The organism is Puia dinghuensis, assembly GCF_014642875.1.
GTDB lineage: Bacteria > Bacteroidota > Bacteroidia > Chitinophagales > Chitinophagaceae > Puia > Puia dinghuensis.
The window spans coordinates 1,146,282-1,160,888 of the sequence record NZ_BMJC01000001.1; the positions used below are offsets into that span (position 1 = coordinate 1,146,282).

Annotated in this window: 14 protein-coding genes; 4 read left to right on the forward strand and 10 right to left on the reverse strand. The window is 53.6% G+C overall.

What is annotated here, in order from left to right; translation table 11 throughout:
* Positions 1–48 precede the first annotated feature (48 nt).
* The 5 genes from IEY39_RS04515 to IEY39_RS04535 are packed head-to-tail and all read right to left on the reverse strand — an operon-like array spanning position 49 to position 5,396.
* Complete coding sequence (locus IEY39_RS04515; protein ID WP_188928947.1) at positions 49–1,389, reverse strand: DUF58 domain-containing protein; 1,341 nt, start codon at positions 1,387–1,389, stop codon at positions 49–51.
* Complete coding sequence (locus tag IEY39_RS04520) at positions 1,389–2,366, reverse strand: AAA family ATPase (RefSeq protein ID WP_188928949.1); 978 nt, start codon at positions 2,364–2,366, stop codon at positions 1,389–1,391. Before IEY39_RS04520 ends, IEY39_RS04515 begins: the two co-directional genes overlap by 1 nt.
* Positions 2,367–2,368: 2 nt before the next feature.
* Positions 2,369–3,559, reverse strand: coding sequence for a DUF4350 domain-containing protein (locus IEY39_RS04525; RefSeq protein WP_188928950.1), 1,191 nt, complete (start codon positions 3,557–3,559; stop codon positions 2,369–2,371).
* Positions 3,556–4,449: a DUF4129 domain-containing protein gene (locus IEY39_RS04530; protein ID WP_188928952.1), complete on the reverse strand. Its 894-nt coding sequence runs from the start codon at positions 4,447–4,449 to the stop codon at positions 3,556–3,558. The genes IEY39_RS04525 and IEY39_RS04530 overlap by 4 nt, the downstream gene beginning before the upstream one ends.
* Positions 4,446–5,396, reverse strand: a complete 951-nt coding sequence (locus tag IEY39_RS04535; RefSeq protein ID WP_188928954.1) for a stage II sporulation protein M — start codon at positions 5,394–5,396, stop codon at positions 4,446–4,448. Before IEY39_RS04535 ends, IEY39_RS04530 begins: the two co-directional genes overlap by 4 nt.
* A gap of 86 nt (positions 5,397–5,482) precedes the next feature.
* Here IEY39_RS04535 and IEY39_RS04540 point away from each other — a divergent pair, with 86 nt between their 5' ends.
* Positions 5,483–6,244, forward strand: a complete 762-nt coding sequence (locus IEY39_RS04540; protein WP_188928956.1) for an RDD family protein — start codon at positions 5,483–5,485, stop codon at positions 6,242–6,244.
* Positions 6,245–6,262: 18 nt separating this feature from the next.
* Here the strand turns inward: IEY39_RS04540 and IEY39_RS04545 are convergent, their stop codons facing one another.
* Both IEY39_RS04545 and proS read right to left on the reverse strand, forming a co-directional pair.
* On the reverse strand, positions 6,263–6,727 hold the full coding sequence (locus tag IEY39_RS04545; protein WP_188928958.1) for a hypothetical protein: 465 nt from the start codon (positions 6,725–6,727) through the stop codon (positions 6,263–6,265).
* A gap of 49 nt (positions 6,728–6,776) precedes the next feature.
* Positions 6,777–8,252, reverse strand: a complete 1,476-nt coding sequence (proS, locus tag IEY39_RS04550) for a proline--tRNA ligase (RefSeq protein ID WP_188928960.1) — start codon at positions 8,250–8,252, stop codon at positions 6,777–6,779.
* 158 nt (positions 8,253–8,410) lie between these two features.
* Here proS and IEY39_RS04555 point away from each other — a divergent pair, with 158 nt between their 5' ends.
* Together IEY39_RS04555 and IEY39_RS04560 are read left to right on the forward strand one after the other, a co-directional pair.
* Positions 8,411–9,232 (forward strand): DUF5320 domain-containing protein, encoded by an 822-nt coding sequence (locus tag IEY39_RS04555; protein ID WP_188928962.1) that lies wholly within the window; start codon positions 8,411–8,413, stop codon positions 9,230–9,232.
* Between the two features lie 33 nt (positions 9,233–9,265).
* Complete coding sequence (locus IEY39_RS04560; RefSeq protein ID WP_188928964.1) at positions 9,266–10,822, forward strand: hypothetical protein; 1,557 nt, start codon at positions 9,266–9,268, stop codon at positions 10,820–10,822.
* Here IEY39_RS04560 and IEY39_RS04565 read toward each other — a convergent pair.
* The 3 genes from IEY39_RS04565 to IEY39_RS04575 form a co-directional block, all read right to left on the reverse strand.
* A complete protein-coding gene (locus tag IEY39_RS04565; protein WP_229688769.1) occupies positions 10,800–11,450 on the reverse strand; it encodes an SGNH/GDSL hydrolase family protein in 651 nt (216 codons plus the stop codon). The two genes, IEY39_RS04560 and IEY39_RS04565, sit on opposite strands and share 23 nt — an antisense overlap.
* Before the next feature lie 66 nt (positions 11,451–11,516).
* Complete coding sequence (groL, locus tag IEY39_RS04570) at positions 11,517–13,154, reverse strand: chaperonin GroEL (RefSeq protein ID WP_188928965.1); 1,638 nt, start codon at positions 13,152–13,154, stop codon at positions 11,517–11,519.
* Between the two features lie 26 nt (positions 13,155–13,180).
* Positions 13,181–13,462: a co-chaperone GroES gene (locus IEY39_RS04575; RefSeq protein ID WP_188928968.1), complete on the reverse strand. Its 282-nt coding sequence runs from the start codon at positions 13,460–13,462 to the stop codon at positions 13,181–13,183.
* Between the two features lie 185 nt (positions 13,463–13,647).
* On the opposite strand from IEY39_RS04575, the gene nusB reads away from it, so the two are divergent.
* Positions 13,648–14,601: a transcription antitermination factor NusB gene (nusB, locus tag IEY39_RS04580; protein ID WP_188928970.1), complete on the forward strand. Its 954-nt coding sequence runs from the start codon at positions 13,648–13,650 to the stop codon at positions 14,599–14,601.
* The last annotated feature ends 6 nt before the right edge of the window (positions 14,602–14,607 follow it).

Genomic DNA, 14,607 nt, shown 5'->3' on the forward strand with positions numbered 1-14,607 from the left:
CGCGAAGATAGCTTTTCAGGGGCATTCCGCCCGGCGGTGGCGTTATCATCAAATAGCCAGCCGGGCCTTTATCTCCAGGTATTTATTGACGGTCTGGATGGTGAGATGCTCAGGAGCAGTGAGAATGGTCGCAATGCCATGCTGGTTCAGCTCTTTTACAATGAGCCGCTTTTCATAGGCAAATTTGTCGGCGATGGTCTTGACATAGACGCCTTCGATGTCCGTTGCCTCCTGCTCCCTTATCTGCTGCAGCCCGGTATTCTCGAAGAATACGATCAGCAGGAGATGCCTGCGTGCAATAGCGCGGATGTACGGCATCTGCCGCTCGAGACCGGAGAGGGATTCGAAATTGGTGAACAGTACTATGAGACTCCGCTGCGTGATCCGTGTCCGCACCATCGCATACACCTTTTCATAGTCCGTCTCCTGCCACCGCGTCTGCTGGTTGTAGAGGATTTCCAGGATACTGGACATCTGCATCGACTTCCTGTCGGCAGGAAGAAAGGTTCCTATCTGGTCGCCAAACGTCAGCAGCCCCGCCTTATCCTGGCGGATAAGCGCCACATGGGATAATACAAGCGCGGCGTTGATGGCATAGTCGAGCAGGCTCATGCCGTCGAAAGGCATTTTCATCACCCGCCCCTTGTCGATGAGACAATACACCTGCTGGCTCTTCTCGTCGGTGAAGGTGTTGACCATCAGTTGCCCACCCTTACGCGCCGTCGCCTTCCAGTTGAGGCTGCGGATATCATCGCCGGTGACATATTCCTTTATCTGTTCGAACTCCAGGCTATGCCCCAGCTTCCGGATACGCTTGATCCCGCTTTCGGCGAGGTTGTGGGATGCGGCCAACAGCGCATACTGCCGCAGTGCAAGATAAGAAGGGAGCACCCGCACCATCGTTTTTGCCTCTATGATACTGCGCCTGATCAGCAGCCCAAAAGGACTCTTGATAAAGACATTGATGTTGTAGAATACATATTCGCCCCGCTCCTTTGGCCGCAGCTGGTAGTCCAGCGCCCTGACCTCACCCGCCTTCAGGTCGGCGTAAAGCGAAAAATCCCTCAGCTGAAACTGATCGGGCAGCTCATCGATGATGCGCAGCCGAATGGGAAAGGGATAATCGTTCTTCACCTGCAGGGCAACGGTATTATTGTCCCCATTGCTCATCCGATCTCCTACATCCCGCCGTACAGGCACCGGCGCCTTGCGCAAAAACAGCACGAAGTAGTCGAGCACCGTCACCACGGCAAAGAATAACAGCAGTAGCTGCCCGACGGTGAACAGAAACGGAACACCATAGGAGACCACAAACACCAGGATGATCCCGACAAACAGCCAATAGAAGCGGCGGGAGAAATAAAGGGATATGTAGAATCGTTTTAACATTATCGGGGAACTTCTATCGACTTCACAATCTCGGCAATGACGTCATCCGCCGAAACACCTTCCATTTCTTTCTCGGGCGTAAGCACCAGCCGGTGACGCAGGACTGGCGGCGTGATATACACGATATCCTCGGGTGTCACGAAGTCACGACCTCTCATCGCCGCCAAAGCTTTTGCCCCGTTGAGGATGCCTATAGAGGCGCGTGGCGACGCCCCGAGGTAGATCGACTTATGATTCCGCGTAGCCGTCACAATGGCCGTTATAAAATGGATCAGCTTTTCCTCTATATGCAGCCCCCTCACCTTATCCCGTAATTCCCTGATCCGCGCCGCGGGCAGCACCGCATCCACCGTCTCGATACGCTGGTCGCCTTTCATCAGGTGGTGGTTGGAGACGATGTGGAACTCCTCTTCCTGGGAAGGATACTGGACCCTTATCTTGAAAAGGAACCGGTCGAGCTGCGCTTCCGGCAGGTGGTAGGTTCCTTCCTGTTCGATAGGGTTCTGCGTAGCCACGACCATAAAGGGAGCCTGCAGATGATAGGTCGTCCCATCGACGGTGATCTGTCGCTCTTCCATCACCTCGAACAAGGCAGACTGGGTCTTGGCCGGCGCCCGGTTGATCTCGTCGATGAGTACGATATTGCTGAAGATAGGCCCTTGCTTAAACTGGAAGTTGCTGTCCCGGGGATTGAATACGCTTGTTCCGATGACATCACTTGGCATCAGGTCGGGAGTAAATTGGATACGCGAAAAGCCCACCGAGACGACCCGGCTGAGCAGCTTTGCCGTCAGGGTCTTGGCGACGCCCGGCACCCCCTCTATCAGGATATGCCCATCTGCAAGGATACCTGCCAGCAGCAATTCGATCATGGCTTCCTGGCCCACGATCACTTTTCCTATCTCGCTCTTCAATTGTTCTACTGCCAGTCTCAGATCATCGAGATCCGTCCGCTGTTGGAATAAATAATCTTCCATGTTTATGTATGTTTATAAAATGCTTCCAATTGTTGATGAAAATGCAATAATTCCTCATCCGGGATAGCGCCCCTTGCCGGCAGTTGCTGCATATAGTCTACCAGCCATTGCAGTTGCTCCTTCGGGTATCCTGTCCTGTAGGAAAGCCGCTTCACCAGTTCTTCGTCCAGCGCCGGCACCGGCAGGTGATAGCGGGTACGCACCTGGTCCATGAAATGCACGGCCATCTTTGTCGCCAGGTTTCGGTTGTCGCGTCGCTGAAAATACAGCCTTCCGATGGTGCGGACAAAGTCCAGGGAGGTATTGCGCAGGGGGTTGATCACCGGGATCATCCGCTGCCGCCGTTTGGAATCGAAGGCATAGATCAGAACAAAAAGCAGCAGCAGGAGCCAGAAGCCCCAGCGCAAGGCGACGTTGCCCAGGATATACTGGAAGGCCGAGAACGACCTGCCATGATCGTACCGGAAATAGTCGTCCCAGAACACCTGTTTTACCGACGGCGACATATAAGATAGCGCATTCTCGTAATACCCGATGTTCTGTTTGTGGAGGAGAAAGAAATTCGAAAAGGCAAGCGGGGCAAAATGAAGATAGATGGCCCCTCCGCCCTTGTACGTGATGCGGACAAAATTGGGATGTCCGCTCCCGTCCCGGCCAAGGATGGATGTGTATTGCGAATCGAGCGTCGTGATATAGCTGGCATAGCCGTCCCCGGGATAGGTAAAGGTTGTATAACCGGTGTTGACGGGGCTATAAACGCCAACGGTGAGGCTGTCCATGTCGTCGGTGCGCGCCATCCGGAAACGAAAGGCATAGCTCGTCCGGATGCCAAGCGCGTGCAGCAGGGTATCACTCATCCCCATGGCAGAAATAAAGACCAGGTTGCCATCGCTGACAAAATTCATCAGCGTCGCTACCTCCGAGGCGGTGGCCTCCACCCTGGTCCCGATGCAGATGAGGGCCTTCTTGCCCTCTCCGCCGGAAAGCGCCTGCGGATTCGCAGAACTAACGGAAATGTCCGCGTCGGGGAACATCGAGGTCAGCCCTTCATAGGCGATGCTGGCGCCATAGGGATTCCGGTCGTTCCGCCGGAGCGAAACGCGCCGGTTCAGCTTTTTCTCGTTGCCGCCTGTACAGGAAGCGAACAATACCACCAGGAGCAGCCCCGCTATGCATCCTCTTTTAACGTTCATGCCTCCAGGGTTTTATAGAATTGGATAAAATGTTCGTAAAGGCGCCGGAAAGTGGCTTCGCTAAGGACAAACTCCCCATACCATACCATCTCGTAGGCCCCGGTGAGAAAGCGGAAGGCTGCTTCCGGCGGAGTCCCTTTCAATTGTCGCAGGTATTCCTGGTTGGTCGACTCCGCATGCCAGCGGATCAGCTGGCGGTCCCGCAGCATATACAGACTCTTCCGGTAGAGATAACGGGTAGCCTGGCGCTTGTCCCCGGTATTAAGGAAATGTTGTATCCGCTCGTCGACGTCTTCTTCCAGCTCCGATTCATCGAATTCGTCCCCCGCGGCGCCTTTCTTCGAACGCCGGCGATAGAAAAGGCTCACATTATTTTCCATCGAGATCCGAACGATCGCATACAGTAGCAAGGCCCCCAGCAGCAAAAGGACGGTGTACCGGAAACCCTGGCTAAACAACAACTGTGCAAGCCAAAGACTGAAAGCGCTCGGTTCCTGCCGGCGAATCTTCCAATAGGCCGGGTCGTTGGCATAGGCGTAATCCGGATCACGCTGCCAGCGGTGCACCGTCGAGTCGGGAAGCGATCGCAACACCGGCGGTTGTTGATCCGCCGAAGCCGTCGAATCCCCCGCCTCCGGTGAGGCGCTATAAGAGGTATCGATATGAGTCACGACCGGCACATCTGCCGGCGCATCTCCACCCACGATAATGGTATCGTTCACCGTCGTATCCACAGACCGGACGGTGTCCGGTCCGTCCACGAGGCCTACGGCCAAAGTGGACAGACATTGTTGAGTCCCGCCGGTCTTCCCACCCCCCTGCGCAGAGACGGAAAGGATACCAGCCGGAAGGAAAAGGAAGAGCATTCCGAAAAAGCGGCGCATCATCATAAGGGTCTGCTTTTTTTCTCCAGTCGGATGGGATAAACGACAAAATACCAGATGACAAACAGCAGGGAGCCTGCCAGAATAGAGGCGCTCAAAGCCACCGGCATCCGGGAGTAGCGGGTGACAAACCCCTCCAGGAAAGCGGCCATGATAAATATCGGCACCAGGCCGATCATCAGCTTCAGGCCGTCCTTGCCCCCTCTTTTCAACGAATCCAGGCGTTTGCGGGTGCCGGGAAAGAGAACGCTGTTGCCCAGCACAAGCCCCGCGCCACCGGCAATAATGATGGAGGATATCTCCAGGGTGCCGTGGATCCAGATCACCAGGATGGATTGCAAGCCAAGTCCTTTGGCGAAAAAGTAATATTGAAAGGCGCCAAGCATCACCGCATTGTGAAACAATTGCCAGATAGTGCCTATCGAGACCAGGAATCCGGCGATAAAGACCATGAACGATACCTCGATATTATTGGTGGCGATATAGAAGAACATGCTCACCTGATCTTCGCTTTTATACACGCCAAAAGGATCGCCTTTTGCGATATTATCCTCGGTCATGTCTACATACTGGTCACCAAGGACACCCCGGACAAAGGTCTCATCGTGCGCCGCCGAAAAAGCGGCCATCACCGAAAACAGAAAAAAAATGATAAAAGAATAAAGGATCTCCCTGTGATACCGTCTCACCACCATCGGCAATTCCGTCTTCCAGAAACGGACGATACGTGAGGATTCTTCTTTTTTATTGCGGTAGATGCCAAGATAGATGCGGGAGGCAAGCCCGTTCAGATAGGCGGTCACCTTGCTATGCGGATAGAAGGTTTTAGAATATCCCAGGTCATTCACGAGGTCGGTGAATTGCCCGGCCATTTCATCAGGATCAGTTGCAGGCTCATATTGATATTGTTTCCACTTATCAATATTTTTTTTTATAAAGAGACCTTCTCTCACTGGAAAAATTTAGCATTATATTTACCCCTACAATATAGTGACAATACTCTAAATAATATAATCCGGCCAAAAACAGGCTTTCATCTATGCTGCAGGTTAAACTGGACACCGGCTTCAACATCGAGGTGGATTTTCTGATCCCTACCTTCTTCAGGCGATTCTTCGCCTGGGTCGTCGACCTGGCGATCATCATCGCTTACTACCTGGTGGGTTCCAACCTGCTGGCCAGAGCGCTTGGCCCCTGGGAAAGCAAGATCTGGATATGGGTGTTGTTCGGCCTCCCACCCCTGTGTTACCACCTTTGTTGCGAGGTCTTCCTCAACGGCCAGAGCATCGGAAAGAAAGCCACGCGGATAAAGGTCATTTCCGCAGACGGCGGACAACCTTCCATCAGTCAGTACCTCATCCGCTGGTCGTTCAGATTGGCAGACTTCCCCTGGTGGGTACTCGGAGCCGTCACGGTAAGCGCGCTGCCCTGGTGGTGCAGCGTCTTCCTCTTCAGCGGGCTGGCCAGTATCCTTGCCACACCTTATTCCCAGCGCATCGGCGACCTCGTCGCGGGGACCATCCTCATCGACACCCGGAACCACACTTCCTGGGAAGATACCGTTTTTACCGAACTGGCCAATGATTACAAACCCCGCTATCCACAGGTGATGCAGTTGAGCGATAAGGATATCAATACCCTCAAGACGATAATTAATACGGTGAGCAAAAACGGCGATTACGATCTGTCCATGCGCATCGCCGACAGGATCCGGAGTAAGCTGGGCATCGCCAGCGACCAGGATTCCCTCGAATTCCTGCAGACCCTGCTAAAAGATTATAATTATTATTCTACCCGGTGACCGTCCCATGCGCCGCTATCAGGTCGTAACCCTTCCCGCTGTGCCGATGATGAGCACGAGGATGAACAGCACCCAAAAGCCAAGGACGATGATCATCAGCACTCCCACAAACCGGAACAACGCCCGGATATTCTTAAAGGAGATGTTCAGCTGATCCTGGTCGTTATTGAGCAAGGCTATCTTCATCCTGTTGGCAAAATTATAGAGATAGAGGTTGGGGAAGAAGTTGAGCAGGGCGATGCCGATGTACACCACCGCAATAAAACCAGGCCCCAACCCGCCGACAGCCGAAGAAGTGCCCATGGTCGTAAAAAGACCGGCCAGCACCGTTGCCACGAGAAGGGCCACAACGACAAAAAGTGCGCAAAAAACAAAACCGGCCACGGCGAGAAATTTGGCCCAGCGGGCGGCGTCCCGGAGATAGGCCATAGCGGTCTGGTCAACCTGCAGCTCGAATAGATTGGTTTGCATCGTTGGTTCCATAATCAGGCCAAAGTTTACTGTAAGGTAAACAAAATCCTGATAGGCCGAATCAATACGCCCTTGCAAACAATACCCGTTGTTTACTCGGCCTGCCCGTCAGGATACACTTCCCGTCCTCGGCAGGATTGTTCAGCGGGATACAGCGGATGGTTGCCTTTGTCTTCTCCTTTATCGCCTCTTCAGTGGCAGGAGTGCCATCCCAATGTGCCAGGACAAAGCCGCCCTTTTCATCCAGCAGCTTTTCGAACTCGGCCATCGTATCCGCACGGGTGATATGGGCATCCCGATAAGCCATGGCCTTGTCGTACATGCTCTGCTGGATCGTCTCCAGCAGCTGCCTTACATAGCCCGTCAGCCCCTCCATCGGAACAGCAGTTTTTTCTTTGGTATCCCGGCGGGCCACTTCGACGGTGTTGTTGTCGAGGTCGCGCAGGCCCATGGCGATCCGCACGGGTACTCCCTTCAGTTCATACTCCGCGAATTTGAAGCCCGGACGGCTGTTGTCATTGTCGTCATATTTTACACTGATGCCCACGGCTTTGAAAGCTGCCGCGAGTTCCCGGCCCTTTGCGTCCAGCGCATCCTTCCTTTCCTCGCCCTTATAAATGGGGACGATCACCACCTGCAGGGGAGCGATCCGAGGCGGCAGGATAAGTCCATCGTCGTCACTATGTGCCATGACAAGCCCGCCGATGAGTCGCGTACTAACACCCCAGCTGGTGGCCCACACGTAATCAAGCTGATTGTTCTTATCGGAAAACCGTACATCGAAGGCCTTGGCGAAGTTCTGTCCCAGAAAGTGGGATGTGCCGGCCTGCAAAGCCTTGCCATCCTGCATCAGCGCCTCGATACAATAGGTGTCGACGGCCCCGGCAAAACGTTCGCTCTCCGTTTTTACTCCCTTGATGACGGGCAAAGCCATATATTCTTCCGCAAAGGTCGCATAGACGTCCAGCATTTGTTTGGTTTCGGCGATGGCTTCCACCGCGGTGGCGTGCGCCGTATGCCCTTCCTGCCAGAGGAATTCGGCCGTACGCAGGAAAAGCCGCGTACGCATCTCCCAACGCACGACATTGGCCCATTGGTTGATCAACAGGGGCAGATCACGATAACTCTTGATCCAGTCCCGGTAGGTATTCCAGATGATGGTTTCGCTGGTGGGCCGGACAATGAGCTCTTCCTCCAGTTTGGCCTCAGGGTCCACTATGACCCCACCCCCGTTGGGGTCATTCTTCAGCCGGTAGTGGGTGACCACCGCGCATTCCTTCGCAAAACCTTCCACATGGGCAGCTTCCCTGCTGAGAAAGCTCTTGGGAATAAAAAGCGGGAAGTAGGCGTTTACATGACCGGTATCCTTGAACATCCTGTCCAGCTGGTCGCGCATATTCTCCCAGAGCGCAAATCCATAGGGTTTGATGACCATACAGCCCTTGACCCCGGAATGATCGGCAAGACCACCCTTGATCACCAGATCGTTATACCATTGCGAATAATCTTCATTCCTGCTTGTAATTTCTTTGCTCATTATTAATCAGCTTTTAACAAGAAAACGTTAACTTTTCCGGTTAAGGCTCATTATTTATTGTAACTTTAACTCGGAAGGACGCAAATATAAATATGATATTGCCATGGCACGAGAATTTATTCGACTGCATGGCGCCATTGAAAAATAATAAACTCGCCATGAAACACCTTTTTCCCTTAATAGCCTTTACTTTAGTCATTGGAGCGACGGGTTGCTCATCCTCCCGCAACGCCCAGACGACTGACGATGTATACTACTCTTCCGGTAGCAAAAGACCTGCCGCCGCCGCCGCCAACAATGACGAGTATTACAGCACGGCGCCCAGCGACAATTATGTTCGCATGAAGGCACAAGATCCCGCCCGCTGGTCATACTTCGATGATTACAACGCCTACGATTCTTATTACTATTCGCCCGTCACCGCCTCCATGGGCTTTGGCTACGGCTATCCCGCTTATGGGTTCGGCTATGGCCTGGGATACCCCTACGGAATGGGCTTCGGCTATGGTTTGGGTTTCTATGACCCCTATCTCTGCTGGAACAGCTATTTCCTCTGGAACAGCTGGTACAATCCTTATTTCTACAATCCTTACTATGGCGGCGGAGTCTTCGTCGTCAGCCACTCGACACCAACGGCCATCTATTCCAATCTGCGCCCCTTTAATTCGGTGGCTTACCACAACGGGATTTCACACCACACCGGTACGACCAGCTACAACAACAGGTTCTACCGCCCGGGAATGTCTACTACTTCAACCTATAACTCCAGTCTCACCGGCCAGGGCAGACAGGTGAACAACACCTATTATCGTCCCGGCAGCAGCAACAGCAACGGTGGATACCGCCCGTATACCCCTTCCAATAATAATGGGGGATACCGGCCGGCTCCGTCCTTTAGTCAGCCTACCCGCAGCTATTCGCCCTCTTTCGGCGGTGGCGGTGGCGGTGGTGGCGGCTTCAGCAGACCCGGACACCATTAACAAACATTACTGCGCTAACCCAACACCACTCATATGTATAAACACTTGTTTATCATAGGTCTATTTCTATGCTCACAAGTGAAGGCCCAATTGCCGGAAGATGCCCTGCGTTCCGCCTGGACGGTACCCGGCGGCACTGCCCGCCAGCAGGCTATCGGCGGGGCCATGGGCTCCCTCGGCGGCGACATCACCGCGGCCACCGTCAACCCCGCCGGGCTGGGCCTGTATAAGACAAACGAATTCGTTCTCAGCCCTGGCTGGCGTTTTCTCACGGATAAAGGAAGCTACCTGGGACAGAACAATACGGGTCCCGTCGCCAACCGCTTCAACATGGGGGCAAGCGGAATCGTCTTTGCCTATGAAGGCATGAACCCGGGCGTCAACAACGCCTTTGCCATCACCGTCAACCGCATGGCCGACTTCAACAGTCATGTTTCCTACCAGGGCATCAACACCTACAGCAGCTTTGCCGAACAGTACGTGGAAGAGTTTGCAGCATCAGGGCTCGATATCAACGGCGGCATCGCCAGCTCTTCCCTCAGCTATGGCACCCGCATGGCCCTCTATACATCCCTGATAGATACGGCCACCATCAACGGTACCCTGCAGGTGATCGCTCAGCCGAATAAGGCGGGAAAACTGGTGCAGCAGAACGATCTGCTGTCCAAGGGCGGCATTACAGAGATCGATCTCTCACTCGCCTCCAGCCGCCACGACAAATGGTACATAGGTGGCAGCCTGGGCATCCCCATCCTGGATTACACCCGCTATCAGACCTACACGGAAACAGACGCCACGGGCAACACCAACAATGATTTTGCCTCCTTTGTCTATCGGGAAAAGTATACTACCAGCGGGTTTGGCTTCAATCTGAAGCTGGGTGTCATCTACGCCCCTTCTACACCCCTGCGGCTGGGACTGGCCATCCATAGCCCCAGCATCTACGGACTTACCGACAGGATCAGCGCATCCATGATCACCCGCACGGAAAACTATACCAGCCTGCCCCAGGTGTCCATCAGTTCGGACTCCCTCGACCGGCTCACGGGCGTCTCCCCTCCACCCAATTCCATCCAGTACGATATGTATACCCCCTGGCATTTCCTCGTCAGCGGCTCTTACATCATTGGTAGCGGGGAAGCCGACGTAAAAAAGCAAAAGGGATTCATCACCGCCGACCTCGAGTATATCACCACCGGCACGGCTCACTTTACGGCCCCCACCGACCAGAACGGCAACCCGGGTGACAACAGCTATTATGACGCCGTCAACCAGGCCATCAAAGAATCGTATAAGGGCACTTTCAGTGCCCGGCTGGGCGGCGAGATGAAGTTCGACACCTGGATGGTCCGGGCAGGCGGAGCTTACTATTCCAGCCCTTATTCCGGACGTGGAATTTCAGCCGACCGGCTCTTCCTGAGCACCGGGCTGGGCTATCGCAAGAAAATGCTCTTTCTCGACCTCACCTATGTTGCGCGTTTCAGCCGCGACATCAACGTCCCCTACTATCTGGCCGATAAGGACAACTATGCAGCGACATTGAAAGAAACAGGTGGGATGGTGTTGTTCACCGTTGGGCTAAAGTGGTAGACAGCCAGGGCTCCATTAACCGGGCCCAGATGGCATATTCCTTCCCCGAAAAATGCAATCCGTCGGCGGCGATAAGACTGGGGTCGGCGCCGGCCTTACGACTTTCCGTCGTCACGTCGAGATAATTCACCTTGTACATCGCGGCGATGCCGCTATTGATGGCATTGAAGGAATCTATCTGCGCGGCAATACGCGCCGTATTACCCTTACGCGCAAAAGGAGTGACGGAATAATCAGGAATGGACAGCACGAGTACATGACTGGGCCGGTTGCCCGCAAGCCCGATGGCCGCCTTCAGCAAAGCGATGAATTGTTCCCGGTATTCGGCCTGGCTGCGGCCCTGGTATTGGTTGTTGACCCCGATGAGCAGGGAGACAGCCTGGTAGTCGCCGGCGGGTCTGGCTGCAGCCAACGCATCGAGCAGGTTACCCGTCGTCCAACCCGTGGTAGCGATGATCTCCGGTCTTGCATCGGCAATCAGATGCAGAGCCTGTACAGGGTACCTGTCGTTGGAGTCTACCGCTTCCCCGATAGTATAGGAGTCCCCCAGTGCAAGATAGGATGCCACCTTCGGTCTCGTGGTATGGGGTGCGATCAACAACAGTATTATGGCCAGTAGGAGCCTCACAGTAATATATACGTAAAGAAAAAGCCCCGCGGATTTCGCGGGGCTTCAATATTGAGACTAAGACTCTTAGTAATCCATTCCACCCATGCCAGGAGCACCACCCGGATGAGCATGTGCTTCTTCCTTCTTGGGCTTGTCGGCGATGACACACTCGGTGGTCAGCAACATACCGGCGATGGAAGCGGCATTTTCAAGCGCGATACGGCTAACCTTAGTGGGGTCGATAACACCGGCCTTGAATAGGTTCTCGTATTTTTCCGTACGGGCGTTGAACCCGTAATCGGCCTGGCCTTCCTTCACCTTCTGAACGATGATGCTGCCTTCGAGGCCGCTGTTAGCAACGATCTGGCGCAGGGGCTCTTCGAGCGCGCGTTTTACGATGGCGACACCGGTGGTCTCGTCTTCGTTGGCGCCTTTCAGCTTTTCGATGGCCTCGATAGCGCGGATGTACGCGATGCCACCGCCCGGTACGATGCCTTCTTCAACGGCAGCGCGGGTTGCATGCAGGGCGTCGTCGACGCGGTCTTTCTTCTCCTTCATTTCCACTTCCGTGGCAGCACCTACATAGAGAACGGCTACGCCGCCGGAGAGCTTGGCGAGACGCTCCTGTAATTTTTCCTTATCGTAATCGGAGGTCGTGGTTTCGATCTGGGCCTTGATCTGGTTGACGCGGGCATTGATATCATCCTTCTTACCCTTTCCGCCGACGATGGTTGTATTGTCCTTGTCGATGGTGATGGAAGCTGCCGTACCGAGGTAGCTGAGGTCAGCACCCTCGAGTTTGTAACCCTGCTCTTCGCTGATCACGATCCCCTTAGTGAGAATAGCGATGTCCTGGAGCATTTCCTTGCGGCGATCGCCAAAGCCGGGAGCCTTTACAGCAGCAACTTTGATGGTGCCACGCAGCTTGTTGACGACCAATGTAGCCAGTGCCTCACCTTCGAGATCTTCGGCGATGATCATCAGCGGACGGCCGCTCTGCGCAACCTTCTCCAGGATATGCAGGATATCCTTCATAGCGGAGATCTTCTTGTCGTAGATCAGAATATACGGGTTCTGCAGTTCGGCTTCCATCTTTTCGCTGTTGGTAACGAAATAAGCGGAGAGATAGCCACGATCGAATTGCATACCTTCAACTACTTCAACCGTAGTGTCGGTGCCCTTTGCTTCTTCTACAGTGATGACGCCTTCCTTGCCCACTTTGCCGAAAGCCTCCGCGATGAGCTTTCCGATAGTCGTATCGTTGTTGGCGGAGACGGAAGCCACCTGCTCGATCTTGTTCTTGTCGTTACCGATGGTTTTCGACTGTTCACTCAAACTTGCGACCACCTTTTCAACGGCCTTGTCGATACCACGTTTCAGGTCCATGGGGTTGGCGCCGGCAGCTACGTTCTTCAGCCCTTCACCGATGATGGACTGGGCCAGAACGGTGGCCGTCGTAGTTCCGTCACCGGCAATGTCGGCCGTCTTGGAAGCTACTTCTTTTACCATCTGGGCGCCCATATTCTCGATGGGGTCTTCCAGCTCGATCTCCTTGGCAACGGTTACACCGTCCTTGGTGATAGCGGGAGCGCCGAATTTCTTTTCCAATACTACGTTACGTCCTTTGGGGCCGAGTGTCACCTTTACGGCGTTGGCCAGGGTATCGACACCCTTTTTCATTCTATTGCGGGCTTCGATATCGAAGAAAAGTTGTTTTGCCATAATTATTTCAGTTAAGCTATTATCTTTTAAACGATTGCTAAAATGTCAGATTCCCTCATGATCAGGAAATCATCACCTTCGATCTGGATCTCGGTACCGGCATATTTACCATATAATACCGTATCTCCAACCTTTACCGTTACCGGCTCGTCCTTCTTTCCAGGACCAGCGGCTACTACCGTACCACGTTGCGGCTTTTCTTTTGCCGTATCAGGGATAATGATACCGCCGGCAGTTTTTTCTTCAGCGGGAGCTGGCTTCACAATTACCCGGTCAGCCAAGGGGGTAACGCTTAACTTTTTGCCCATAGTTGTATTTGATTTATTTGTTTTGATGAATCTTCCTGCCGGATATGGCAGGCTGGCAAAGGTAAACGAATTTCATACCAAAACAGGAATCTATGCCAATTTTTCAGTCAGGCCGCGATCTGTTTGTCAGACCGTTTGTCAGGGTTTTTCCTATATTTGCAGCTTCATAAGCTCTTAATTTATAAATGATCAGTAGAAGAAATATCCGGGTAAAGGTGATGCAGACCCTTTATACCCTGGAAGCGCAGGAACAGGCCGCGGGCGAGGAAGTTCAAAAACAGCCCGGTAGATCGGTCGATCCCCTCAGAATCCTGCAGAAACATTTCGACCAATCGAGGCAATTGTTATCCTATCTCATCTATTTTATCACGGAAATCGCCCGCTATGCGGAGACGGATTCCCGGCTACGGGCCTCCAAACACCTGCCCAGCAAAGAAGACCTCCATGTGAACATAAAATTAGCCGGCAACGAAACCCTCTGGAAGATCCTGGAAGACCCCTCCTGGAAGAAAGCGGTTGAGACGGACAAACCCCAGCTGCAGGATAATAAAGATCTCATCCGCCGGCTTTATCTCGAACTGGCGGCGACGCCCGAATACCAACAGTACACCGCCATCGAAGGCCGGGATAAAAAGTCCGAGAAGGAGGTGCTGGAATTCATCTTCTCCGAAATGATGCTCGCCAATGAGGCATTCACCTCGCACATCGAAGAGCTGTTCACCAACTGGGACGACGACGGAGAAATGATCAGCCAATTGGTGATGAGCTATCTCGCAAAGCCGGGTTCGCTCGATCTGCAGGAGATTGTCAGCAAGGAAAAGAACGAATTCGCCCGGCTGCTGCTCCAGACGGTGATCGACAAGAAGGAAGTGGTGATGGGAATGATCCGGCCCCGGCTCAAGAACTGGGACCCCGAACGTATCGCCACCCTCGACATGATCCTCATGCAGATGGGGGTAGTGGAGTTCCTTTACTTCGAGACCATCCCGCCAAAGGTGACGATCAATGAATACATCGACCTTGCCAAGGAATACAGCACCCCTCAAAGCGGACAGTTTGTCAATGGCATCCTGGACAATATCCATAAGGAGCTGGTGAAGGAGGATAAGATGCATAAGACCAATTTCAAGGCGAATTAGTAGGTT

Excerpts from the sequence above, each read along its gene's own strand:
- IEY39_RS04540 (WP_188928956.1), top strand. The coding sequence starts at position 5,483 with ATGCTGCAGGTTAAACTGGACACCGGCTTCAACATCGAGGTGGATTTT.
- nusB (WP_188928970.1), top strand. The coding sequence starts at position 13,648 with ATGATCAGTAGAAGAAATATCCGGGTAAAGGTGATGCAGACCCTTTAT.
- IEY39_RS04545 (WP_188928958.1), bottom strand. The coding sequence starts at position 6,727 with ATGGAACCAACGATGCAAACCAATCTATTCGAGCTGCAGGTTGACCAG.
- IEY39_RS04555 (WP_188928962.1), top strand. The coding sequence starts at position 8,411 with ATGAAACACCTTTTTCCCTTAATAGCCTTTACTTTAGTCATTGGAGCG.
- IEY39_RS04515 (WP_188928947.1), bottom strand. The coding sequence starts at position 1,389 with ATGTTAAAACGATTCTACATATCCCTTTATTTCTCCCGCCGCTTCTAT.
- IEY39_RS04530 (WP_188928952.1), bottom strand. The coding sequence starts at position 4,449 with ATGATGATGCGCCGCTTTTTCGGAATGCTCTTCCTTTTCCTTCCGGCT.
- IEY39_RS04575 (WP_188928968.1), bottom strand. The coding sequence starts at position 13,462 with ATGGGCAAAAAGTTAAGCGTTACCCCCTTGGCTGACCGGGTAATTGTG.
- groL (WP_188928965.1), bottom strand. The coding sequence starts at position 13,154 with ATGGCAAAACAACTTTTCTTCGATATCGAAGCCCGCAATAGAATGAAA.
- proS (WP_188928960.1), bottom strand. The coding sequence starts at position 8,252 with ATGAGCAAAGAAATTACAAGCAGGAATGAAGATTATTCGCAATGGTAT.
- IEY39_RS04525 (WP_188928950.1), bottom strand. The coding sequence starts at position 3,559 with ATGAACGTTAAAAGAGGATGCATAGCGGGGCTGCTCCTGGTGGTATTG.
- IEY39_RS04520 (WP_188928949.1), bottom strand. The coding sequence starts at position 2,366 with ATGGAAGATTATTTATTCCAACAGCGGACGGATCTCGATGATCTGAGA.
- IEY39_RS04560 (WP_188928964.1), top strand. The coding sequence starts at position 9,266 with ATGTATAAACACTTGTTTATCATAGGTCTATTTCTATGCTCACAAGTG.